The following is a 21,460-nucleotide window of genomic DNA, read 5'->3' on the forward strand; positions in this document are numbered from 1 at the left end:
AGTGGTCCGGGTCACGCGTGCAGACAGGATCACCTGCCCATGATCACTGCGGGAAGAAGCCGTCCCCGGTCAGCACGCCCGGCTGCCAGCCCTGCGCTCCGAGGCACAAGAGCGGTCGGCCGTCGGGGGCTTGCGCCGCGGTCTGCGGGCCCGGGCACGGCGAACCGATCTGTTGAACACCCTGCAGCGGGTAGGCGTAGGTCCAGAAACCCGTGTCGACCGGCGGCCACTGATTGGGAATCCACCGGCACTGCATGGCCTCGCCGCCGGGGCCCCGACCGAAGACGTTGGTCTCCCAGCTGAAGCACGGCGCCCCGTTGTACGCCTCGTAGCTCATCCCGGGCACATCGGTGGCGTAGTGGCCCGGCTGATCGAAATACATGTTGGTGTTGTCGGCCGCTGCCCCCGGTGCGGCTGCCACAGCGGCCGCGGCGACTGCCGCGGTGACCAAAAGTTCGCGAATCATGTCCCACCCTCAGGTTCACCGGCCCACCGGCCGGGCTCGTCGGCCCTGGGGCAGCAGCCTAGTCGGTGGCGCAGCGGCCCGGTCACCTTTTGCTGCGAGTCAGTCCTCGGTGTCGGCGTCGAGCACGCTGACCGCGATGCCGTACGGCAGGAAACGGACCCGCCGGGTCGGATCGGTGTTGGTCTTGTTGGCGCGCAACGCGTCGAGCTCCGTGGGAAATACCTGTTCGATGTGCGCGCCGCCGTCACTGTCCACGGTGTAGATCGCCCACACGCCGTCACCGGCCTCGCCCGTCGTCTCCGGATCGGTCCGGGGCCGCGTGAACCGGCCGAGTTCATCGACCAGCCCGCTCCAGCCCGGCCTGCCGCTCCCGAGAAGCTTGCCGATGCCGTCCAATGCCTCGCGCGCGGCGCGGTCGAAATCCTCGGGATCGAATCCGAATGGTCCGTTGCCGCTCATCACGTCCTCCTCAGCCAACCTGGCGTCAAACACCAGTGTGCGCGCATCCGGTGAACGCCAGGATGGTAAACGAACCATATGGCTTCCACACCCGCTGATCGACTCGCCGCCGCCCGCCGATCTCTGCAGGCGGCGGGCGCGCGCGACCGTGAGAGCTGGGTCGGATTGTTCGCTGAAGGCGGACACGTCGAGGATCCTGTCGGCTCGCGGCCACACCGCGGTGCGGGGCAGATCGGGCGGTTCTACGACACGTTCATCGGGCCGCGGCAGATCACCTTTCACCCCGGCGTCGACATCGTCGCCGACGCCACGGTGATCCGCGACCTCGAATTGGAGGTGGCCATGGGGGCGGTGACGATGCGCATCCCGGCCTATCTGCGTTACCTGCTGACACCGGAGCTGCGGATCGCCGAGCTGCAGGCGTACTGGGAGCTACCCGCGATGGTGGTTGAGTTCCTGCGGGCCGGTCTCGCGGCGGTGCCTGCGGGCCTGCAGCTGTCCCGGGCCCTGCTGCGCAATCAAGGCCCGGCCGGCGCCATCGGGTTTGCCGAAGGGTTCCGAGGTGCGGGCAGACCCGGAAAGCGGCTGTTCACCGGACTGCTCGACGAACTGTGCGCGGGCAACGAGGTCGCCGTCCGCCGCAGGCTCGCCCGCAACACCACCGTGCATGCCGGGGAGAGCGGCCCGCTCGCGGTATCGCAGCTGATCGAGCTGTGTGCGGGCGCACAGTGGGACAAGCTCGTCGCGTCGGGCTACAGCCTGGCAGTGGGCCTGCGCAGCGAGCGCGGCCGAGCGGTGCTGATCGCGGATCTGACGCCGAAACCACTCACCGTCAGCCGGTTACGGTACTTCGCTGCGTGAGCCGAAACGGCACACCTGTTTCGGCCCGGTTGTACCGCCGCGGCAGGCGGACGTGAGACCGTATCAGGACCATGGCTGACCACGACTACATCACCTACGAGGAATTCGGTCGCAGATTCTTCGAGATTGCCGTCTCCGAGGACCGCGTCGGTGACGCGATCGGAGCGATCGCAGGCGACGAATTCGAGATGGGCCCGATCGGCCAGGGACCGGGCAAGATCGCCAAGGTCTCCGCGCGCGTGAAGATCCAGAAGCCGCGAGTGACCCGCAATGTGGGCGAGACCATCACGTTCTCCATCCGGATACCGCTGGAGATCGACATGGTGATCGACCTGCGGATCGACCGCCCCCAGTTCATGGTTTTCGGCGAGATCGCGCTGCGCGCCACCGCATTGGCGGCCGAACCGTTGCTGCTGATCCTCGACGTCAAGAAGCCGCGGCCGTCGGACATCTCCATCCACGTCACCTCGAAATCGCTGCGCGCCGAGGTCTTGCGCATCATGGCCGGGGTGGATGCCGAGATCAAACGGTTCATCGCCGCCCACGTGGCCGGCGAGATCGACAGTCCTGGATCGGAGAAGGCCAAGGTCATCGACATCGGCACGGAAATCCAGTCCGCGTGGAAAGGCGTCTGAGCGCCGTCCTACGCGCTCAGGCTCATCAGTGTCGGACGACGCGGGCCGCGTCCATTCCCGGCGGATCGGCCCCGCAGGTGCCGCCAGATCCACGGCATCAGCATGTTCTGGGTCCACAGCGCCTGCGAATAGAGCCTGGCCCGCAGTGACTGGGGGAGTACCGGACCGCTCGCATGGGCCCAATCATGGTTGCTGCCGGGCAATTCCAGGGCCTCGGCCGCCGCGGCCGCAAACAGTTCATGGCCCAGCGCCGAGCCGTGTACCCGGTCGGGGCTCCATGTCTGGGGTTCGCGCATCGACGGCGCCGAGTAGAGGTCTACCAGCCGGAACCCGTAGTGCTCGGCGGCGCCGACGATCGCGGCGTTGATATGGACGACCCGCTTTCCCAGCAGGCGACCCACCGGCAGGATCTGGGTGATGTCGGGAAACGTCGTGGTGACCACCGTGGCACCGGTGTCGGCCAACCGCGCATAGATCTGGTCCAGATCGTCGAGCGCCCGGTGGAACGCGCGCCCGGGCCGCGTCACGTCGTTCATCCCGATGCACACCGTGACCAGATCGGGACGCATCGACAACGCCTGTGGCAGTTGGCCGGTGAGCACGTCGCCGATGCGATGCCCGCGCACCGCGAGGTTCGCATACTCCAGACCCGGATAGAGCCCGTCGATCTGGACCGCCAGGCGGTCGGCAAATCCCAGCAGGCCGGAGTCGTCGTCGCCGTCCCACAGGCCTTCGGTCTGACTGTCGCCGAGTGCGACAAAGCGGGTGAAGCCTCGCACTCTGGCGACTCTAGCGCCGTCATGACCTGTGGCAACTCACGGGCACGCCGTCGCACACAACGAAGGGGCGCCCCAAACGGGCGCCCCTTCTTGATGTTTCGTGCTGTTCGGACTTACTTCACGTCCACGTAAACCGTCTTGCCGGTGACGGTGGTCTGCAGATCGCCACCCGGGTTGCGGTGATCGGTCTGTGAGAACGTCTGTCCCGGTCGGACCGCGACGACGGTGGCCTGGTCCAACGGCGCCGAGCCGGTGCGGTTGACGATGACGTTGTATCCCTGCGCCTGCAGCTCGGAGATCGTCTGCTGGGCGTTCCCGGGTCCGCTGGGCGCGGCCTGGGCCGCCCCGGCGAGTCCGATGACCGCTGCTGCGGTTGCGCCGACAAATGCGCTAGCAAATGCGAATTTCTTCATCTTCTGTGCCTTCTTTCGTTCTTCAGTTATCCGTCGAGCGGGCGACGGCCCCCGTGCCGGCCGCGCTTTCGGCGCAACGCATCACTAGTTACCGAGTTGGTTACATCGGCTTAAACCGCCTGCTCAGCCGTTTAATTCCAAGCGAGGAGAAATCTTGTCCGCGGCGTTGGCGGAGGTGTTGCCTGCATCACCGACCGGCTGGTTTTCCACGGCGGTGCCAGACCTGAGGCGTGACCGGAGACACATTCCGTCAGCAAAGTGATGACGGCAACGCTCAGCGCAGCAGGCGGGTGGGGTTCAGCGTGAGCTGGCCGAGAATGTCCTCGGGCCGCGCGCGGGCGACGGGCATCCGCCATTGCGGCAGCGTCCCCTGTAGGCACAGCAGATGCGGTGCGAAACCGATGCCCGTCAGCTCCAGACCGTGGGGCAACTCGGGCAACTGCACGGGGTAGGACGGAACCCGCGAAGGCAACGTCCAGCGCCGACGGCCGAGCGTCACTGCGCTGGGCGTGAGCCACAGCGTCGAGCCGTCCAGCCGCGTCTCGACCTCCAGATGCCCCAGGCCGGGCCTGCGGTTCAGCCGGATCCGGGCGACGCCGTCGGGCCCCACCTGGGCGCGGTACCGCGGAGCTGCCCAGGCGAACAGATCGTCGAGCACGGGAGCGGGCACCTCCACCGTCAACTCGACCGGCGCCGCCACCAACTCGGGCTGCGTGGACGCGGTGACGTGCACGTTGCGCAAGACTGCGGTGGCCCGCTCGAAAGAAGCATCGCCCCAACGGATGTCACGGGCAGCCAGACGGACATTGCCGATCTGGCCCGCGGACAGCGCGCGCAGGTCCAGCCGTGAGTCGAACTCCGTCACGGTCAGGGTGAGCTCGCGATCGTCGAGTCGCACGCCGACCCGGCGCCCCACCACCAGGCGGCGCGCCGTCAGGAACAACGTCCGGTAGGCCGCGGACGCGCTTCCGGTGACCGGCGTCACGGCGGCCACCGACCACAGCGACGTCAGCAGGTCCAGTGGCCGCAGCGGATCCCACCGCCGGGCCGATCCGGAACGTGTCATCTCTCCAGCATCCGTCATGGCGTCGCGTCGCGGCCGCGCGGCCCCGTAGGCTGCAGCCAATGCCGAGACTGAGCGCCGGATTGCTGCTGTACCGCGTCACCGGCGGCGCCGTTGAAGTCCTCCTCGTCCATCCCGGCGGGCCCTTCTGGGCCCGCAAGGACGACGGAGCCTGGTCGGTGCCCAAGGGCGAGTACACCGACGGTGAGGATCCGTGGGCGGTCGCCCGACGGGAGTTCACCGAGGAGCTGGGCGCAGCGGCCCCCGACGGACCCCGGGTCGACCTGATCGCGGTGCGGCAGGCGGGCGGCAAGGTGGTCACGGTGTTCGCGGTGCGCGGCGACTTCGACGCGACGGCGGTTCACAGCAACACCTTCACGATGGAATGGCCGAAGGGTTCCGGGAAGATCAGGGAGTTTCCCGAGGTCGATCGGGCCGCCTGGTTTCCGGTGGCCGCCGCCCGGGAGAAGCTGCTGGCCGGCCAGCGCCCCCTGCTGGATCAGTTGATGGCCGCCCCGGACTTGGCGGGGTGCCACGAAGGCGACGCAACGGCCGAGTCTCGATAGCGTTGATGGTCAACGCCCGGCCGTGGATGCGCCAGCCAACCGGGGTGCGCAGATACTCGTCGTCGTAGCGCAGATGCCACACCAGATCGGTCGGGTGCTCCGGGCCGAAGGACCAGTGATGGGCCACTGCCGTGATCCTGCCCAGTGCGTAATCGGCCTCCGGCCCGGCGGCGTACACCTCACCGACGATGTCGTGCTGGGTGCGGGCCACCTCGGTCAATGACGACAGGGCCGACAACACGCCGTCGCGGCCGTGCCAGTGGCGTACCGGCTGCAGTTCGCGGGGCGGATCGGGAAGGCGCAATTCTGCTGTCTCGGTGAACAATTCGGCCACATCGCGGAATCGTCGGTCGTCCACCGCGGCGGCGTACAGGTGCACCAGGTCGGCCAGGGCCAGCCGGTCGGCGACGGCGAGGCTCATCGCGCACCGTTGCCGCGGCGAATCGACATCCAGCATTCCAGCCGCGACTTGCCGGTCTGCTGCATGCACACCCGGACCGGAGACTCGTCGGTGGTCGGCAGTTGGGTCTCGGTGGGGTCGACGGTCACCGTCGGGCTCGCAATGTCGTCCGGGGTGAGCGACCAGATCGTGGCGCCGCTGCTCAGCAGCGTCGAGCAGTACGCCGTGGTGCCGTCGGCCGTGGTACCCGTGGTGCCCTTGGGCTCGCAGTTGGCGCCGACCACGACCGCGGCCGGCGCTGTCGTCGTGACCGTCATCGTGTCGGTGGGTGCCGGTGGTGGTGGCAGCGCCGGAGATGGCGCGACGGTAGTGGTGGTCGGCGTCGTGATCTTCGCCGTCGGGCGCTCGTCGGCGCGCCGGAACTCCACTGCCGCGACGACAATCGCCGCGATCAACAACACCGCGAGCACCGCGGGAACGAGCACCGCGGGGCGTAGCAGCCGCCGGCGCGGCACGGTGGCGACGGGCGCAAGCCGCGTGTCGTCGGCATCACCGGTGTCGAGTTGATGCCGCAAGGCTCTGGCGAAGTCCGCGCAGCGCTCGAACCGGTCCTTCGGATCCTTGGCCATGGCCTTGGCCAGCACGGGATCGAGCGCCGCGAGATGGGGGTGGCTGGCGGCCAGCGCCGGGGGTGACGACGACAGATGCGCACTGATCACCACGGCGGGATTCGAGTTCTCGAACGGCGGCGTTCCGGTGAGGAGGTGAAACGCGGTGGCCGCCAACGCGTATTGGTCAGCACGCCCGTCGAGGTCCCGGCCCAGCAGCTGCTCCGGGGCGGCGTAGGCCACGGTGCCCACGGTCATGTTGGTGGCGGTGAGCCCGCTGGCTTGACTGGCGTAACGGGCGATACCGAAGTCCGCCAACAAGATTCGCCGATCATCGGAATCCGGTTGGGCGAGCAGGATGTTGGCCGGCTTGACGTCGCGGTGCAGCAGATCGCGCTGATGGGCGTAGTCAAGTGCCTCGGCCACCGCCGAGATGATCTCGCACACCTGGTCTTTCGGCATTCCGGCCGGATGCCGCTCCCGCAGTGCCTTGCCGGCGTCGGTGCCGTCGACGTAGTCCATCGAAATCCAGAGCTGCCCCTGGTTCTCGCCGCGGTCGTGGATCGCCACGATGTGCGGGTGCCACAGCGACGCGGCGATGTCGGCTTCCCGGTTGAATCGTTCGCGGTACTCACGGTCGGCGGAGACCGCCGTCGGCAACACTTTCAGCGCATCCCGGCGGGGCAGCCGCGGATGCTGCGCGAGGTACACCTCACCCATCCCGCCGGACCCCAGCGGCCGGACGATCGTGTATCCCGCGAAAGTCGCACCAGGGGCCAGCGGCATGCGCGGAATAGTACCGTCGCGCGCTACAGATCCAGCGTCAGACGCTCACCCTCGTCGGCCCGGGACACGCAGGTCAGCAGGTAGCCCGCAGCCCGTTCCGGATCGGTCAGCAGGGTGTCGCGATGCTGCACCGCACCGTCGAGCACCCGGACCCGGCAGGTGCCGCAGAATCCCTGCTGACAGGAATACGGCGCGGTCACCCCGGTGCGTCGCAGGGCGGCCAGCAGCGTTTCGTCGGCGGCCACCGTCACGTCGGCGCCCGACGAGGCGATCGACACCGAGAATTCGGCGCCGTCGACCACCGGTGGCGCGGCGAACCGCTCGAAATGCAGCTCGACGTCATCGCGTCCGGCCAGTGCGGCGCGCACAGCAGTCAGCATCGGCGCAGGCCCGCACGCGTACACCGTGGTGCCGTCGGGACAGTCGCCCAGCAGCTCGGTCGCCGTCGGCAGACCGTGGGCGTCGTCGGTGCGGATCGTGATCCGGTCGCCGAACCGGGTCAGCTCGTCGAGGAACGGCAGGCTCTCGTGGTTGCGACCGGCGTAGATCATCGACCAGTCGATGCCAAGGCGCTGCGCGAGATCCAGCATCGGCAGGATCGGGGTGATGCCGATACCGCCGGCGATGAACCGGAACCGCTGGGTGGGGGAGCCGTAGCCCGGAACCGTGAGCGGGAAGGCGTTGCGCGGGCCGTGCGTGGTGAGCCGGGCGCCGACCTGCAGGCTGTCGTGCACCTCGATGGAACCGCCGCCGCCGTCCGGGATGCGCCGCACCGCGATGCGGTAGGTGCGGGCGGACGGATCCCCGCACAGGGAATACTGCCGCACCCGGCCGCTGGCCAGCAGCACGTCGATGTGGGCCCCCGGATGCCACGGCGGAAGCGCGGTGCCGTCGGCCGCGGCCAGCGTCAGGGCGATGACGTCCTGGTCGTGGGCGACGACCGCACGGTCGAGCACTGTCAGCTCGATGGTGCGGTCCAACTCCGGTGGAAGTGAGGGGCGCCGGAGGTACCGGGTCAGCCCCCACATGGTGGAGATGGCGACATCGGCCAGGCCCAGCATCGGATCGTGGCGGAACCGTCCGGACGCGCTCGGCGGGAGCCTGCGGTAACGATCGATCAACGGTGACATCAGCGGCATGGCAGCGGTCCTCTACAGATGCGCGGCCCGCGCCGCGGGTGAGCTGGCCAGGTAAGCGACGGCCTGAGCGGTCGACCCCATCTCCTCCGGGGAGAAGCCCGGCCGGCAGTACGCCAACGTGTTGGACCCGAACATCCGGGAGAACTTGGGCAGCAAGCCCAGCTTGGAGTCCTTCATGCGCAGCTTCTGCATCTGCCACCAACCCAGATCCAGCGTCGGATCCCGCTTGACCAGGTCCCAGCAGCCCCGCTGAAAGAACAGGTACACCGCGGTCGCCGCGATCGACATGGCCCGGACCCGGCTGAAGTAGCTGTCCTGGAAATAGACCGCCACGTCGTGGGCCACACTGCGGTGCTCGACCTCCTCGCTGCCGTGCCAGCGGAACAGGTCGGTCATGGTCGGATCGGCGTCGTAGTCCTCCCACGTGCAGTTCAGTACGAAATCGCCGAGTACCGCGGTGTAGTGCTCGATGGCAGCGATCAGCCACAACCGGTCGCACAGATCGTTGAGCCTGCGGCGCGGGTCGGTCGACGACGTCGGCGCCAGCAGGTTGGTGAACACGTGGTCGACCATGGTCAGCACCGGCTGGTAGTCCACACCGTGGGCGGTCAGGAAGTCGGTGAGTACCCGGTCGTGGGTTTCGGCGTGTGTCGCCTCCTGGCCGATGAATCCGCGCATGTCGTCGGCCAACTTGGGATCACGCACATACGGCAGGGCCTCGTTGAACGTCGCGACGAACCAGTGCTCGGCCATCGGCAGCACCACGTTGAACAGGTTCACCATGCTCGAGGCGACCGGGTGCTCCGGAATCCAATGCAGGGGGATGCCGGAGAGATCGAAGTGCACTTTACGAGCCTGGATCTGAACGGGACCAGGATCGATCTCGGTGGCGAATCGGTGCGGACGCAGCATCGCGGGCCTCCTCATAACTGGGACCCGTGCAGTCTACGAAATTAGGTGGGAACGCCGGTACCGGGCTCTCAGAGGTCGAGCCGCGCCGTCGCGCCGCCATTGTGAAACGTCTGCGATTTTTCGGCCCATTTTTCGCAGGCGATTCACAACCGCGGCGGCAGTAGCCGATTGCTCAGCCCGCAGGCGTCCCCGCACCCGGCGCACCGGGCACCGGAACAACCGGCGTCGGCGTCACCGTCGTCACACCGTTGGAGCCGACGTGCGGCGCACCCGGCGCACCGCCACCGGCGCTCTGGGTCTGCTGTTCCTGCTCCAGGGCAGCCTGGCTGCAGTCCAGCATCAGCAGCATGCGGCCCTGTGAGGTCACCTTCTGGGAGTCGACGAGGCACTGGGCCTGCGGCAGTGCGCTCCCGAACGAGCCGCCGAAGTAGGCCTTGACGCCCTGGCTCTTGAGAATCTGCAGCGCCTTCATGTAGGGCTCACCGACGACATTGATCGCCGACGCATTGGGCTGCGAGGTCGCGATGCCCGCGCCGAACAGGGCGATCGAGCCGGCAGCGACCACACCGCCACCGAGCACTACAAGCTGCATCTTCACGTCAAGTCTCCGAACGTCCGGGTGAGCTGCGAACATATCGCAGCTGTGACGATTGTGAAACCGTTGCACGGTCGCCGCGTGTTACATCGCCGGTTTCACCAAGGCCGCCATCGCGTCGCACAGGGCATTCGCCCGGGCATCGTCGAACACGTTCTCCACCAGTAGGCGCTGCCCGTCGGGGCCGCCGAGCGGCACCCGCCAGTTGGGATATTCGTCGGTGGTGCCCGGCTGGTTCTGGGTCCGCACCTCACCGACCGCGTCGGCCAGAGACAACGTCAGCAACTTCGACGGCGTCCGCCCGAGATAGCGGTACAGCGCCGTGACGACCTCGTCTGGGTTCGCATCCGGTGCGAGCAGGCCGACGCGACGCAGCTCGGCCAACCAGGCATCCTGCGCGGCCCGGTCCTCGGCCAGCTCGACCTCCACGGGGCGGGTGAGCAGACCCAGTTCCTGCCGCAGTCGCACATGCTCGCCGGCCAGGTATCCCGCCGTCGGGGGCAGATCGTGCGTGGTGACCGCGGACAGGCAGTATTCGCGCCAGCGTTCGGCGGGCAGCGGCGCGCCGCTGCCGTCGGCCTCGAACCACAGGATGGAGGTGCCGAACAGGCCGCGGTCGCGCAGATAGTCGCGGACCCACGGTTCGACGGTGCCGAGATCCTCGCCGACGATGACTGCCCCGGCGCGGTGCGCCTCCAGCGCGATGATGCCGATCATCGCGTCGTGGTGATAGCGCACGTAGGTGCCCTCGGTGGGGGCTGCGCCCTTCGGGATCCACCACAGCCGGAACATGCCGATGATGTGGTCGATGCGCAGCCCGCCCGCATGCCGCAGGGCCATCGCGACCAGGGCCCGGAACGGCTCGTAGGCCTGCGCGGCGAGCCGGTCCGGCCGCCACGGCGGCTGCGACCAGTCCTGGCCCAGCTGGTTGAACTCGTCGGGCGGCGCTCCCGCGGTCACGCCGAGCGCCAGCACGTCCTGCAGCGCCCACGCGTCGGCGCCGTCGGGATCGACGCCGACCGCCAGATCACCCAGGATTCCCAGCGCCATCCCGGCCTGCACCGCGGTGGCCTGCGCAGCGGTCAACTGGTCGTCGAGCTGCCACTGCAGCCAGCGGTAAAAATCGACCGCCTCGGGATTGGCCGCCGCGAACGCCGCGACGTCCGGACTGTGCGGATGCTGCAACTCCAGCGGCCAGTTGTGCCAGTCACTGCCGTGGATCTCGGTCAGCGCGCACCAGATCGCGAAATCATCGAGAGCGGTACCCTCCCGGGCCCGGTAGGCGCTGTACGCCAGCTCCCGCCCGGCAGAGCGCGGCACCCGGTACACCTGTTTGAGCGCGGCGGATTTGGCCGCCCACACCGTGTCCCGGTCGATCAGTTCGCGGCGCTGGGCCCGCTCGTGGACGGTCGTGCGCAATTTGCGGATGCGGCTGCGGTGGCGCGCGACCGCGTATTCGGGGATGGCCTCGACCCGCAGGTACAACGGGTTGACGAAGCGCCGGGAGGTCGGCAGGTACGGCGACGGTTCCATCGGCGCGATCGGGGCCGCTGCGTGCAGCGGGTTCACCAGGATGAAGTCGGCGTCGTGGGCCGCGGCCGACCATACCGCCAGATCGGTGAGATCGGTGAGATCGCCGACGCCCCAGGAGTTTTGCGATGCGACGCTGTACAGCTGGACCGACAGTCCCCAGCCCCGCCGGTCACCGAGCCGGGCCGGCAGCGTCAGGCTCGCCGGCGAGACCACGACAGGCGTCTCGGTGTGGAAGTCGCCGACGGCAAGGACCAGCCGGTGATAACCGAGCGGCAGCTCGGCGGGCAGCTCGAAGGTGGCCTCACCCACGAGGCGGTCACCGACATCGAACGGCGGCCGATTGTTCTCCAGCTGGCGCAGCCCGGTTCGTACGGTGCCGTCCTCGAGTCGCAGCGTGACCTCGACCGGGTCGCCGTGGGTGACGTGCACCCAGAACGCCGTCGGTTGCCCCGCGCGGGCGATGACGATGGGCGGCAGCGAACGCTGCCAGTAGTCGCGATCGTGGGAGGTCAGCGCCGCGGCCCGGTCACCTTCGGTGCCTGCCGCCACGCCGAGTGCTTCAAGCACCGCGATCAGCGTCGTTTCCGGCACCGTGGTGCGGTGTCCGGTCCAGTCGTCGTACTCGGTGGCGACGCCGTAGCGCTGAGCCAGTTCCACGAGGGTCTGGGGTAATCCCGTCATGCTGCCAATCTTGGTGCCCAGACCCCGATCGCGTCAGTCGACGTCGCGGATCAGCAGGTCGTCCCAGGTGTCGCGGCGGACGACGAGGCGGGCTTCGCCGTTGCGGGTGAACACCACCGGCACGCGGCGGGCCCCGTTGTACTGGTTGGACATCGTGTAGGTGTAGGCGCCCGTGACCGGGACCGCCACCAGATCGCCGACCTTGGGGTCCTGAAGTTCGACCCGGTCGATGAGCTGATCGCCGGACTCGCAGTGCCTGCCGACGAGACTGACCACCTCGCCAGCGCCGACCCGGTTGACGATCGTGGCCTCGAACCGTTGCCCGGTCAGCGATACGTCGAGGTTGTCGCCCATCCCGCCGTCGACCGCGACGTGGGTGACCACCGGGCCGCGCTTGACCGTGGTGACCCGGTACACCGTGCACGCGTTGCTGCCGACCATGCTGCGGCCGGGCTCGACGATGATCCGGCTGCCCTCGGGCAGCAGGGCGCGGGCCTGGGTCACCATCGCCTCGGCGTAGTCGTCGAGGTTGGGTGCGTGATCGTCGTAGGTATAGCGCACACCCAGCCCGCCGCCGAGGTCGTAGACCTCGAACGTGCCGAGTTTGGCGATGGGCTCCACGGCTGCGGCCAGTTGCTCGACGTTGAGCAACTGGGAGCCGACATGGGTGTGCACACCGTCGATCCGCAGCCGGGGGCTGGCGTCGATGCGGGCAATGGCCTCGCGGGCCGCGTCGGGCATCAAGCCGAACTTCGAACCGGCGTGCCCGGTGGCCTGCGAGGCGTGGGTCTCGGCCTGCACGCCGGGGATGACGCGCACCAGGCACCCTTGGACGTGGCCGGCAGGCACCAGGCGCTCGAGGCGATCGATGTCGTCGAAGTTGTCGACGACCACCAGGCCGACGCCGTGCTGGACGGCGAGCGTCAGCTCTTCGTCGGTCTTGGCGTTGCCGTGCAGCACGAGCCGGGCCGGGTCGGCGCCCGCCTTGACCGCAGTGACGATCTCCCCGCCGCCCGCGACATCGAGGTGCAGGCCCTCCTCGGCCATCACCCGTTGAACGGCCGTGCACGGGAAGGACTTCGACGCGAACGCCACGTCCGCGCGCGGCCAGCGGCTGCGGAATGCCCTGAGGTAGTCGCGCGCCCGCTGGCGCAGCGCCTCCTCGTCCACCACGATGGCCGGCGTGCCGAACTGCTCGGCGAGGTCGTCGAGCCGGCAGCCGCCGACCATCAGGGTGCCGTCGGTGTCGGGGCGGGTTCCGGGCGGGAACAGGCCGATCAGGTCTTGCGCGGTGTGGCTGATCAGGTCGGTGGACACCGCCTCAGCGTGCCACTCGGACTCCGCCGCGTGAGCGGGTTGGGCAAAGACGACGAAATCCGTAGTGGTGTTGCCGACTACCCTGATCTACTCTGTCTGTAACGATCCTTACAGACGGGTGGGTATGGACACTCCGGCCACGAGAAGGCAACAGCAAGGCGCGAATTCGCGCGAGCAGATTCTCGACGCCACCGAGCGTCTGATGGCGACGCGCGGCTACGCCGCGACCGCGATCAGCGACATCCGCAAGGAGTCCGGGCTGCCGGCCAGCTCGATCTACTGGCACTTCGGCTCCAAGGACGGCGTGCTCGCCGCCGTCATGCAACGGGGCATCGACCGCTTCTTCGCCGCGATCCCGCGCGAGGGCACCATCGACGAACAGCTCACGATCACCTCCGGGCTGCAGGCGCAGCACCCGGACTTCCTGCGGCTGTTCTACCTGCTGTCCATGGAACGCACCGACGACCCGGCGGTCGCCGCCGTGGTCCGCCGGGCGCGTGACACCGCGATCGCCCGGTTCGGCGCGGCAGTCCGGCACCAGTTGCCCGCAGGCCTCGACCCCGCCCGGGCCGAACGGGTGGTGGCCGAACTCACCGCATTCGCCGTCGCGCAGTCCGACGGCATCTTCTACGCCAGACACCTCGAACCCGACACCACCGACGTCGCCCTCATGTACCGCAGGCTGTGGCAGGCCGTGACGGCGCTCATCCCGATCCTGCTGGAGGAACCGTGACGACCACCAAGACCGCCGTCATCACCGGTGCCAACACCGGCCTTGGCTTCGAATGTGCCCGCGCGCTGTTGAATTCCGATCCCGGCTGGCATGTGTTGCTCGCGGTGCGGGACACCGGTCGGGGCGCGGCCGCCGCCGCGGCACTCGGGAATTCGGGGCGGACGACCGTCGCCGAACTCGACCTCGCCTCGCTGCGCTCCGTCAACGAATTCGCTTGCACTACAAAGCAACTCGACATGCCGCCGATCCGTGCCCTGGTGTGCAACGCCGGCGTGCAGGTGGTGTCGGGTTCGCACACCACACGCGACGGCTACGAGATGACCTTCGGCGTCAACCATCTCGGACATTTCGCAGTGGTTCGGCGGCTGCTCGACCAACTGGTCGCCCCGGCACGGATCGTCGTGGTCAGCAGCGGCACCCACGACCCGGACAGATACACGGGGATGCCGGCCCCGCGCTACACCTCTGCCGAACAGCTCTGCAGCCCGGAGGCGGGCGGGCAATCCTCGGAGGAGGGCCGCAGGCGCTACACCACATCGAAACTGTGCAACGTGCTGTTCAGTTACGAGCTGGATCGCCGGCTGGGCCACGGCGCCGCGGGCGTCACTGTCAACGCGTTCGATCCCGGCATGATGCCCGGCTCCGGGCTTGCACGCGACTACCCGCCTGCGCAACGGCTGGCGTGGCGCTTCGTGTTGCCCGTCTTGCGGGTGCTGCCCGGGGTCCGCAGTACCCGGCGGTCCGGCGCCGACCTCGCCGCGCTGGTCGCAGATCCTCGCTACGACGGCGTCACCGGCGCCTACTTCGACGGGACCCGCAGGGTCCGGTCGTCCCGCGATTCCTACGACGAATCCTTGGCCGCTGACCTGTGGCGCGTCAGCGATCGGCTGGTGTCTGCCGCCGGCTGACGGCCGGTATCGTCGCCGAAGTGGTTTCAGGCCAGCTTGATTCGACCGTCGTACAGCGGGCCCGGCTGGCTGTTGCGGCGCTGTTCCTGACCAACGGGGCGATCTTCGCCAATCTGGTGCCGCACTATCCGCAGATCAAGTCCGACCTGCAGTTGAGCAACGCGGCCTACGGTGCCGCCGTCGCCGCGTTCTCGGCCGGTGCACTGGTCGCAGGCCTGACCGCGGGCCTGCTGATCCGGCGCTACCGGTCGGCCAGGGTCGCGGTGGTCGCCACGATCGGGCTGGCCCTGCTCGTCGTCGTCGCCGCGATCACCGGCAGCGCCGTCGTGCTCACCGCGGCGCTGTTCTTGGCCGGGGCCTGCGACGCGATCACCGATGTGGCCCAGAACGCCCACGGCCTGCGGGTGCAGCGCACCTACGGCCGGTCCATCATCAACTCGTTTCACGCGGTGTGGGCCGTCGGCGCCATCCTCGGCGGGCTGACCGGCGCCGCGGTGATCGCCCTGGGGGTGCCGCGCAGTGCCCACCTCGGCGTGGTCGCGGTGCTGGTCTGCGCCGCGGTGCTGGCCGCGGACCGTTTCCTGCTCGCCGGGCCCGATCACGAGGACCATCCGGCCGCCCGGGCCCGGGGCACGACGCGGCCGCGCCGGACTGTCTATCTGACCCTGGCGGCGCTGGTGGTGATCGCCATCGCCGGAGCCACCGTCGAGGACTCCGGAAGCTCCTGGGCCACGCTGTATCTACGGGACACCCTGCACGCCCCCGCGGCCATCGCGACCTTCGGCTACATCGCGGTGGTCGGATTCATGTTCGTGGGCAGGCTGTTCGGCGATCGGCTGGTGGACCGGTTCGGCCAGCGTTCGGTGGTGCGCGCCGGCGGCCTGATCACCGCCGCGGGTATGGGCGCCGCGCTGGCGTACCCCAGTGTGCTCGGCACGGTCGGCGGGTTCGCCGCCGCAGGACTCGGCGTGGCCACCTTGATCCCGGCGGCCATGCACGGCGCCGACCAATTGCCCGGTCTACGGCCCGGCAGGGGCCTGACGGTGGTGACGTGGCTCATGCGGGTCGGCTTCTTCGGCGCGCCCCTGCTGGTCGGTTTCGTCGCCGACGCTGCCGGACTACGCGTCGGGCTGCTGGTCGTACCGGTGGCGGGCCTGCTGGTGACGGCACTGGCCGGGGCACTGGAGCGCACTCACGGATCGACCGACGCGATCAGTGCGCCACACCGGCCAGCTCGATCGTGAACACACCCGACACGATCAGCGCGATCCCGATCATCATCACCGGCGTCAGCGCCTCCTGGAACAGGAACCGGGCAGCGATCGCCACCAGCGCCACACCGCACGCGGTCCAGACGCCGTACGCGATGCCGACGGGAATGCCCAACGACAACGCGAACCACAGCAGCGTGAACGACACCACGTAGCCGAGCGTCACCGGCACGATCCAGGCTTTGCGCCGGAAACCGTCCGAGGCCCGCAGCGCCAGGGTCGCCAGCACTTCGCACAGGATCGCGCAGGCCAGCGCCATCCACATCATCGCGGCGCATCCTCCGCAGGGGATCCCAGCTCGACCAGCAGCACCCCGGCAATGATCAGGCCGATGCCCGCCGCGATCGGCCAGGTGAACGCATCACCGAACAGCACGGCGGCAAGCACCGCCGTCGAGGCAGTGCCCATGGCACCCCAGATGCCGTAAGCCACGCCCACGGCCATGCCCGCGCGCAGCACCAGGGTCAACAGGACGAACGCACCGAGGTAGCCGATGACCACGACGACCAGCCAGGCCGCATGGTCCTGGGAGGCGCGCAATGACAGGGTGGCCGCGACTTCGGTGGCGATCGCCGCGATCAGCAACGCCCACTTCCGCACCGCACCAACCTAGCGAAAGGGCGACGCGCTACAGGACGAGCCCCAGCCGCGGTGGCCGGGCGCCACGCAGGGTGTGGTTGCCCAGATGCACGTACTTCCACCGCGCCGGATCGTGCAGCGAGTGGGTGCGCACGTTGCGCCAGTGCCGGTCGAGGTTGACCGCCGAATCGGTGCCCGATGTGCCGGTCAGTTCGAAGATGCCGCCTGCGATCTCGACGGCGTACTCCTGGGCCAGCGCCTTGGCTGCGGCGACCTGCAGGGAGGCTTGCGCCGCGGTGTCGCGGGACAGCTCAGGCTCGGCGAGGCCGGCGTCCACCACGGCGCTGCCGTGGGCCAGCAGGGCCTCCAGGGCATACAGCCGGGCGGTGAGCTCACCGAACCGGCGCACCACGTGGGGTTCTTCGTCGGCACTGCGCACCCCGGCCAGCACCGCCTCTTTCCACGGCCGGGACCGGGTACGGACGAATTCGGCACCGTCCTCGAGTGCGGCCCGCGCGATGCCGATGTCGATCGCGGCGTGCAGCGCCTGGTCGTAGGCGCCGAGCACACTCGGCGGCGCGTCGGCCGGGTCGGGTGTCACGCCCTCCTCGATCACCAGATCGGCGTCGACGACGACGTCGACCAGGCGGACCTCGCCGCTGGCCGTACCGCGCTGCCCGAACGCGGACCACTGATCGAGATCGAGGGTCACACCGTCCTGATCGGGCCGGACGAACACGGTCGCGGTCTCGTGACCGCCGGTGTCTGCCACGACCGCGGCCACGGCGATCCAGGTGGCGCCGAGTGCGCCGGTGGCGTAGTACTTGGTGCCGCCCAGCAGCCAGGTGCCGTCGGCGCGGCGGGTCACGGTGGTGTGGCGGTCCAGGGCGGTGGCCGTGCCACGCTCGGCTGAGGCGTTGCCCAGTTGAGCGCCGGCGAGGATGTCGGCGTAGATGCGCGGCGCAGGGGCCTGTTCGCCGAGACCTGAGATCGCCTGTGCGATGACGAAATGGGCGAGCAGCAGCTGTGCGACGGCGCTGTCGCCGCGGGACAGGCGGCGCAGCACCTCGACCTTGGTCGCCGCGGAGAGTCCCGGACCGCCGTGTTCGGCGGGTACCACGATGCCAAGCAGTCCTGATTCCGCGACCCGGCGCAACTGCGGCAACAGCGACGCACCGGCGCGTTCGCGCTCGGCGCTGTCCACGGCGAGTTCGGTGGCCAGTGCATCGGCGGTGGCCAGTGCGGCCTGTGCGGAAGCCGGTGTCGGTGTTGTGGTGATCGGGGCGGTGTCGACGCTCATGGGCGGTGACGGTACGGCCGGGGAGCGGGATCGCCGAGGTTTGCGACCACGGAGAATGTTTGTCCGACAAGTAACGTGGGAGAGTTCGTGAAAGTTGCGTCACCGAGGAGTCAGTCATGTCCGAACCCGCCGTTGTCGCGGACGGCCCGGTGGTCGACACCGCCTACGGACCGGTCCGCGGGACCGACGACGGAACGGTCAAGGCGTGGCGGGGAATTCGATACGCCGCCGCGCCGGTGGGTGAGTTACGTTGGCGGGCACCCGAACCGCCGACGACATGGCAGGACGTCGCAGACGCCACCGTGGTGGGGCCGGTGTGCCCGCAGGCCACCGACCCCCGGATCCCGATCGACCTCGGTGCACGGCAGTCCGAGGACAGCCTGCGGCTCAACGTGTGGGCGCCCTCCGGCACCGAACCCGGTGCCGGTAAACCCGTGATGGTGTGGGTGCACGGTGGCGCCTACGTGCTCGGATCGGCCAGCCAGCCGCTGTACCGCGGCCGGGTGCTCGCGGCCGAGGGTGATGTCATCGTCGTCACCGTCAACTACCGGCTGGGCGCCTTCGGATTTCTCGACCTCTCCGAATTGAGCACGCCCGCAATGCGTTTCGACACCAACCTGGGGTTGCGTGACGTGCTGTGCGCACTGCGCTGGGTTCGGGACAACATCGCCGCATTCGGCGGCGACGCCGACCGCGTCACGCTGTTCGGGGAATCGGCAGGCGGTGGCATCGTCACCACCCTGCTGGCCAGCCCCGCGGCCACGGGTCTTTTCGGTGCTGCCATCGCGCAGAGCTCACCGGTCACCTCGATCTACGACGCCGAACGGTCCCGGCGCGTCGCGCGCCAGGTACTCGACGAGCTGGGTGTGGCCCCCGGCGATGCCGAGCAGCTCGCGGCGCTGCCCGTGTCGGCGGTGCTCTCGGCGTCCCAGCGGGTGTTCAACGCGGTGCCACAGCAGACACCAGGCACGCTGGCGTTCGCGCCCATCGTCGACGGCGATGTCGTGCCCGACTATCCCGTGAACTGTGCCCGCGAAGGCCGCACCCACCCGGTGCCGTTGATCATCGGGACCAACAAGCACGAGGCCGCGTTGTTCCGGTGGATGAAGTCGCCGCTGATGCCGATCACCCCCGAGGCCATCCGGGCGATGTTCGACGGCATCGCCGCAGAACAGCCCGGACTGCTGCTGCCGTCAGAGGCTCAGATCGCCTCGGCGTATCCGGGGCTGCGCACCAAGGCGCGCGGCATGGGCGTGGCCCGCGACATCGGATTCCGCATGCCGTCACTGTGGTTCGCCGACGGGCACAGCGCCGCGGCGCCCGTCTACTTCTACAGGTTCGACTTCGCCACCCCGATGCTGCGGCTGCTGCGGCTGGGTGCGGCACACGCCACCGAGTTGCCCTTTATGTGGGGCAATCTGGTCGCCGGACCCAAGGACCCGACGTTCAAGCTGGGTGGGCTCAAGCACGGCCGGGCGGTGTCGAAGCGCATGCGTCGCCGGTGGACCACCTTCGCGACCACCGGGGTGCCCGAGGGCGCACCCGGGGAACCGGTGTGGCGCCCGTACCGCCGCGACGACCGTGCCGTGCTGTTGATCGACAAGCAGGACAGGACCGTGGCTGATCTGGACCGTGAACTGCGCACGGCCTGGGGCGACGAGGTGCTCAACTTCCGCTAGGAGTGGTGCGATGGAGCCGATTCGGGCGTTGCTGGAAGTGCTGCCACCCGCCATGCGGGACCCGGTACTGTTCGCGGTGCCGTTCTTCCTGCTGTTGTTGATCCTGGAATGGGCCGCGGCACGCAAACTCGAATCCGTCGAGGGCGCCGACCGGGAGCCGGCAGGCGCCTATCGGACGCGCGATGCGTGGGCGAGCATCTCGATGGGCCTGGTGTCGGTCGCCACCACGGCGGGCTGGAAGTTGTTGGCGCTGTTGGGCTATGCCGCGTTGTACAGCTACGCCGCGCCGTGGCATCTGCCCGCCGACCGCTGGTACACGTGGGTGATCGCCGTCGTCGGCGTGGACCTGCTGTTCTACACGTATCACCGTGTGGCACACCGTGTCCGCCTGATCTGGGCGACACACCAGTCCCACCATTCGAGCGAGTACTTCAACTTTGCGACGGCTCTGCGGCAGAAGTGGAACAACAGCGGCGAGATCGTGGCGTGGATCCCGCTGCCCCTGCTGGGCGTGCCGCCGTGGCTGGTGTTCGCGAGCTTCTCGATCAACCTGGTGTATCAGTTCTGGGTGCACACTGAACGGATCGGAAAGCTCTGGTGCCCAATCGAATACATCTTCAACACACCGTCGCACCACCGCGTGCACCACGGCCGCGACCCGCAGTACCTCGACCGCAACTACGGCGGCATCCTGATCATCTGGGACCGGCTGTTCGGCACGTTCCAACCCGAACTGTTCCGGCCGCACTACGGGTTGACCAAACCGGTGGACACCTTCAACATCTGGACGCTGCAGACACACGAATACGGCGCGATTGCGCGCGACGTACGGCGGGCGACCCGCTGGAGGGACCGGTTCGGTTACGTGTTCGGGCCGCCCGGCTGGGCGCCCGCCGAGGATGTCACGGGGAGTTTGCCTGACGTTTTGAATTGCGCCGAGCATAACGCCCCACAAGCAAGACCAAGATCAGTAGGCTCGGTCGGAGCCGGGCTCGACCCGGCCGGCCGTCCAGAGAGTAAGGGGATCTGAGTGGGAGACACACTGACCGAAGGACAGAAGCTCGAGAAGGGGGGATCGCTCACTTCCAACAACGGCGCCTACACGCTGACGCTGCAGGATGACGGCAACCTGGTGCTGTACGCACGCGACCAAGCGGTCTGGTCGACGGAGACCAACGGGCAGGACGTTCAGCGCGCCGAGGTGCAGACCGACGGCAATTTTGTGCTGTACACGTCGGAGAAGCCCGTGTGGCACACCGACACCAAGGGCAAGAAGGACGTGAAGCTCGTCCTTCAGGACGACCGCAACCTGGTGCTCTACGCTGCGGACGGACCGGCCTGGTCGTCGAAGACCGACACCACCGAGCCGCCGCCGCCGGCCCCCGAGGCCGCGGCGCCCGAGCCCGTGGTCGAGCCTGCCGCCGTCGAAGAGCCGGCACCGGCGCCCGAGCCTGAGCCCGAGCCCGCCGCGCCGCCACCACCGCCGCCGGCCCCCGAGCCGCGCACCTACACGGTGGAGCCGGGCGACACCCTGTGGGCCATCGCTGAACGCTTCTACGGCGACGGCAACCGCTACCAGGAGATCGCCAACGCCAGCGGCATCCCGAACCCGGATCTCATCAATCCCGGCCAGGTTCTGACGATTCCCTGACCTGCGCAGAAGCGCGGCCCCGGGGCCGGGGGGCGCGGCCCGGGGTGTTGGGGGCGACAAAAGGGGGGGCGCGTGCCCCAAAGCGGGGCCAGCCGGGGGGGGCCGGGGGGGTGGGGGTGGGGGGGG

General features: G+C 68.9%; 23 protein-coding genes and 1 pseudogene. 9 read left to right on the plus strand and 15 right to left on the minus strand.

All coding sequences use genetic code 11. The features are described 5' to 3' along the window. Positions 1 to 43: 43 nt before the first annotated feature. Positions 44 to 466, minus strand: coding sequence for a hypothetical protein (locus BST13_RS19795; protein ID WP_083165714.1), 423 nt, complete (start codon positions 464 to 466; stop codon positions 44 to 46). 99 nt (positions 467 to 565) lie between these two features. Further along, on the minus strand, positions 566 to 925 hold the full coding sequence (locus BST13_RS19800; RefSeq protein WP_083165715.1) for a hypothetical protein: 360 nt from the start codon (positions 923 to 925) through the stop codon (positions 566 to 568). 78 nt (positions 926 to 1,003) lie between these two features. Between BST13_RS19800 and BST13_RS19805 the strand changes: the two genes are divergently transcribed. Beyond that, positions 1,004 to 1,786 (plus strand): nuclear transport factor 2 family protein, encoded by a 783-nt coding sequence (locus BST13_RS19805; protein ID WP_083165716.1) that lies wholly within the window; start codon positions 1,004 to 1,006, stop codon positions 1,784 to 1,786. A gap of 71 nt (positions 1,787 to 1,857) precedes the next feature. Further along, entirely contained in the window at positions 1,858 to 2,421 is a 564-nt protein-coding gene (locus BST13_RS19810) for a hypothetical protein (RefSeq protein ID WP_083165717.1), read from the plus strand. Positions 2,422 to 2,429: 8 nt separating this feature from the next. On the opposite strand, the gene BST13_RS19815 is transcribed toward BST13_RS19810, so the two are convergent. The 3 genes from BST13_RS19815 to BST13_RS19825 form a co-directional block, all read right to left on the minus strand. After that, positions 2,430 to 3,200: an SGNH/GDSL hydrolase family protein gene (locus BST13_RS19815; RefSeq protein WP_083165718.1), complete on the minus strand. Its 771-nt coding sequence runs from the start codon at positions 3,198 to 3,200 to the stop codon at positions 2,430 to 2,432. Positions 3,201 to 3,313: 113 nt separating this feature from the next. Then, complete coding sequence (locus tag BST13_RS19820; protein ID WP_083165719.1) at positions 3,314 to 3,613, minus strand: hypothetical protein; 300 nt, start codon at positions 3,611 to 3,613, stop codon at positions 3,314 to 3,316. 274 nt (positions 3,614 to 3,887) lie between these two features. Further along, entirely contained in the window at positions 3,888 to 4,679 is a 792-nt protein-coding gene (locus tag BST13_RS19825) for a hypothetical protein (RefSeq protein ID WP_083165720.1), read from the minus strand. Positions 4,680 to 4,738: 59 nt separating this feature from the next. Between BST13_RS19825 and BST13_RS19830 the strand changes: the two genes are divergently transcribed. After that, positions 4,739 to 5,242, plus strand: coding sequence for an NUDIX hydrolase (locus BST13_RS19830; RefSeq protein WP_083165721.1), 504 nt, complete (start codon positions 4,739 to 4,741; stop codon positions 5,240 to 5,242). Positions 5,243 to 5,318: 76 nt separating this feature from the next. Here the strand turns inward: BST13_RS19830 and BST13_RS19835 are convergent. The 7 genes and pseudogenes from BST13_RS19835 to lysA all read right to left on the minus strand — a co-directional run. Then, positions 5,319 to 5,699 (minus strand): annotated as a pseudogene (locus BST13_RS19835) (nuclear transport factor 2 family protein); the annotation flags it as partial. Then, positions 5,660 to 7,036 (minus strand): serine/threonine-protein kinase, encoded by a 1,377-nt coding sequence (locus tag BST13_RS19840; protein WP_083165722.1) that lies wholly within the window; start codon positions 7,034 to 7,036, stop codon positions 5,660 to 5,662. The pseudogene BST13_RS19835 and the gene BST13_RS19840, both read right to left, overlap by 40 nt. A gap of 23 nt (positions 7,037 to 7,059) precedes the next feature. Continuing rightward, positions 7,060 to 8,166 carry a PDR/VanB family oxidoreductase gene (locus BST13_RS19845; RefSeq protein ID WP_083165750.1) on the minus strand — a complete coding sequence of 369 codons (1,107 nt, stop codon included), beginning with the start codon at positions 8,164 to 8,166 and terminating at the stop codon, positions 7,060 to 7,062. A 21-nt stretch (positions 8,167 to 8,187) separates the two neighbouring features. Next, complete coding sequence (locus BST13_RS19850; protein WP_083165723.1) at positions 8,188 to 9,087, minus strand: metal-dependent hydrolase; 900 nt, start codon at positions 9,085 to 9,087, stop codon at positions 8,188 to 8,190. A gap of 172 nt (positions 9,088 to 9,259) precedes the next feature. Continuing rightward, positions 9,260 to 9,679 carry a hypothetical protein gene (locus BST13_RS19855; RefSeq protein ID WP_083165751.1) on the minus strand — a complete coding sequence of 140 codons (420 nt, stop codon included), beginning with the start codon at positions 9,677 to 9,679 and terminating at the stop codon, positions 9,260 to 9,262. Positions 9,680 to 9,766: 87 nt separating this feature from the next. Beyond that, complete coding sequence (gene malQ / locus BST13_RS19860) at positions 9,767 to 11,896, minus strand: 4-alpha-glucanotransferase (RefSeq protein WP_083165724.1); 2,130 nt, start codon at positions 11,894 to 11,896, stop codon at positions 9,767 to 9,769. A gap of 33 nt (positions 11,897 to 11,929) precedes the next feature. Further along, entirely contained in the window at positions 11,930 to 13,213 is a 1,284-nt protein-coding gene (gene lysA, locus BST13_RS19865; protein ID WP_245839747.1) for a diaminopimelate decarboxylase, read from the minus strand. 124 nt (positions 13,214 to 13,337) lie between these two features. Here lysA and BST13_RS19870 point away from each other — a divergent pair, with 124 nt between their 5' ends. Genes BST13_RS19870 through BST13_RS19880 form a run of 3 tightly spaced genes read left to right on the plus strand, consistent with a single transcriptional unit; the run spans position 13,338 to position 16,098 of the window. Further along, positions 13,338 to 13,946 carry a TetR/AcrR family transcriptional regulator gene (locus BST13_RS19870; RefSeq protein WP_083165725.1) on the plus strand — a complete coding sequence of 203 codons (609 nt, stop codon included), beginning with the start codon at positions 13,338 to 13,340 and terminating at the stop codon, positions 13,944 to 13,946. After that, positions 13,943 to 14,854, plus strand: a complete 912-nt coding sequence (locus tag BST13_RS19875; protein WP_083165726.1) for an SDR family NAD(P)-dependent oxidoreductase — start codon at positions 13,943 to 13,945, stop codon at positions 14,852 to 14,854. The genes BST13_RS19870 and BST13_RS19875 overlap by 4 nt, the downstream gene beginning before the upstream one ends. A 20-nt stretch (positions 14,855 to 14,874) precedes the next feature. Next, complete coding sequence (locus BST13_RS19880) at positions 14,875 to 16,098, plus strand: MFS transporter (RefSeq protein ID WP_083165754.1); 1,224 nt, start codon at positions 14,875 to 14,877, stop codon at positions 16,096 to 16,098. On the opposite strand, the gene BST13_RS19885 is transcribed toward BST13_RS19880, so the two are convergent. The 3 genes from BST13_RS19885 to BST13_RS19895 are packed head-to-tail and all read right to left on the minus strand — an operon-like array spanning position 16,067 to position 18,004. Beyond that, a complete protein-coding gene (locus tag BST13_RS19885; RefSeq protein WP_083165753.1) occupies positions 16,067 to 16,390 on the minus strand; it encodes a DMT family transporter in 324 nt (107 codons plus the stop codon). The two genes, BST13_RS19880 and BST13_RS19885, sit on opposite strands and share 32 nt — an antisense overlap. Next, on the minus strand, positions 16,390 to 16,725 hold the full coding sequence (locus BST13_RS19890) for a DMT family transporter (RefSeq protein ID WP_083165727.1): 336 nt from the start codon (positions 16,723 to 16,725) through the stop codon (positions 16,390 to 16,392). Before BST13_RS19890 ends, BST13_RS19885 begins: the two co-directional genes overlap by 1 nt. A 28-nt stretch (positions 16,726 to 16,753) precedes the next feature. Next, complete coding sequence (locus BST13_RS19895; protein WP_083165728.1) at positions 16,754 to 18,004, minus strand: acyl-CoA dehydrogenase family protein; 1,251 nt, start codon at positions 18,002 to 18,004, stop codon at positions 16,754 to 16,756. Between the two features lie 116 nt (positions 18,005 to 18,120). On the opposite strand from BST13_RS19895, the gene BST13_RS19900 reads away from it, so the two are divergent. From BST13_RS19900 to BST13_RS19910, 3 genes are read left to right on the plus strand one after another with little or no spacing between them, the layout of a single operon-like run. Next, complete coding sequence (locus BST13_RS19900) at positions 18,121 to 19,683, plus strand: carboxylesterase/lipase family protein (RefSeq protein WP_083165729.1); 1,563 nt, start codon at positions 18,121 to 18,123, stop codon at positions 19,681 to 19,683. Between the two features lie 10 nt (positions 19,684 to 19,693). Further along, entirely contained in the window at positions 19,694 to 20,713 is a 1,020-nt protein-coding gene (locus tag BST13_RS19905) for a sterol desaturase family protein (protein WP_083165730.1), read from the plus strand. Further along, positions 20,714 to 21,334 carry a LysM peptidoglycan-binding domain-containing protein gene (locus BST13_RS19910; protein WP_083165731.1) on the plus strand — a complete coding sequence of 207 codons (621 nt, stop codon included), beginning with the start codon at positions 20,714 to 20,716 and terminating at the stop codon, positions 21,332 to 21,334. It begins immediately after the preceding gene. Positions 21,335 to 21,460 lie beyond the last annotated feature (126 nt).

Origin of the sequence: Mycobacterium aquaticum, assembly GCF_002086485.1 — a bacterium.
GTDB lineage: Bacteria > Actinomycetota > Actinomycetes > Mycobacteriales > Mycobacteriaceae > Mycobacterium > Mycobacterium aquaticum.

Excerpts from the sequence above, each read along its gene's own strand:
- BST13_RS19895 (WP_083165728.1), bottom strand. The coding sequence starts at position 18,004 with ATGAGCGTCGACACCGCCCCGATCACCACAACACCGACACCGGCTTCC.
- BST13_RS19870 (WP_083165725.1), top strand. The coding sequence starts at position 13,338 with ATGGACACTCCGGCCACGAGAAGGCAACAGCAAGGCGCGAATTCGCGC.
- BST13_RS19800 (WP_083165715.1), bottom strand. The coding sequence starts at position 925 with ATGAGCGGCAACGGACCATTCGGATTCGATCCCGAGGATTTCGACCGC.
- BST13_RS19805 (WP_083165716.1), top strand. The coding sequence starts at position 1,004 with ATGGCTTCCACACCCGCTGATCGACTCGCCGCCGCCCGCCGATCTCTG.
- BST13_RS19900 (WP_083165729.1), top strand. The coding sequence starts at position 18,121 with ATGTCCGAACCCGCCGTTGTCGCGGACGGCCCGGTGGTCGACACCGCC.
- BST13_RS19830 (WP_083165721.1), top strand. The coding sequence starts at position 4,739 with ATGCCGAGACTGAGCGCCGGATTGCTGCTGTACCGCGTCACCGGCGGC.
- malQ (WP_083165724.1), bottom strand. The coding sequence starts at position 11,896 with ATGACGGGATTACCCCAGACCCTCGTGGAACTGGCTCAGCGCTACGGC.
- BST13_RS19825 (WP_083165720.1), bottom strand. The coding sequence starts at position 4,679 with ATGACACGTTCCGGATCGGCCCGGCGGTGGGATCCGCTGCGGCCACTG.
- BST13_RS19845 (WP_083165750.1), bottom strand. The coding sequence starts at position 8,166 with ATGTCACCGTTGATCGATCGTTACCGCAGGCTCCCGCCGAGCGCGTCC.
- BST13_RS19820 (WP_083165719.1), bottom strand. The coding sequence starts at position 3,613 with ATGAAGAAATTCGCATTTGCTAGCGCATTTGTCGGCGCAACCGCAGCA.
- BST13_RS19855 (WP_083165751.1), bottom strand. The coding sequence starts at position 9,679 with ATGCAGCTTGTAGTGCTCGGTGGCGGTGTGGTCGCTGCCGGCTCGATC.
- BST13_RS19840 (WP_083165722.1), bottom strand. The coding sequence starts at position 7,036 with ATGCCGCTGGCCCCTGGTGCGACTTTCGCGGGATACACGATCGTCCGG.
- BST13_RS19885 (WP_083165753.1), bottom strand. The coding sequence starts at position 16,390 with ATGTGGATGGCGCTGGCCTGCGCGATCCTGTGCGAAGTGCTGGCGACC.
- BST13_RS19795 (WP_083165714.1), bottom strand. The coding sequence starts at position 466 with ATGATTCGCGAACTTTTGGTCACCGCGGCAGTCGCCGCGGCCGCTGTG.
- BST13_RS19905 (WP_083165730.1), top strand. The coding sequence starts at position 19,694 with ATGGAGCCGATTCGGGCGTTGCTGGAAGTGCTGCCACCCGCCATGCGG.
- BST13_RS19810 (WP_083165717.1), top strand. The coding sequence starts at position 1,858 with ATGGCTGACCACGACTACATCACCTACGAGGAATTCGGTCGCAGATTC.
- BST13_RS19850 (WP_083165723.1), bottom strand. The coding sequence starts at position 9,087 with ATGCTGCGTCCGCACCGATTCGCCACCGAGATCGATCCTGGTCCCGTT.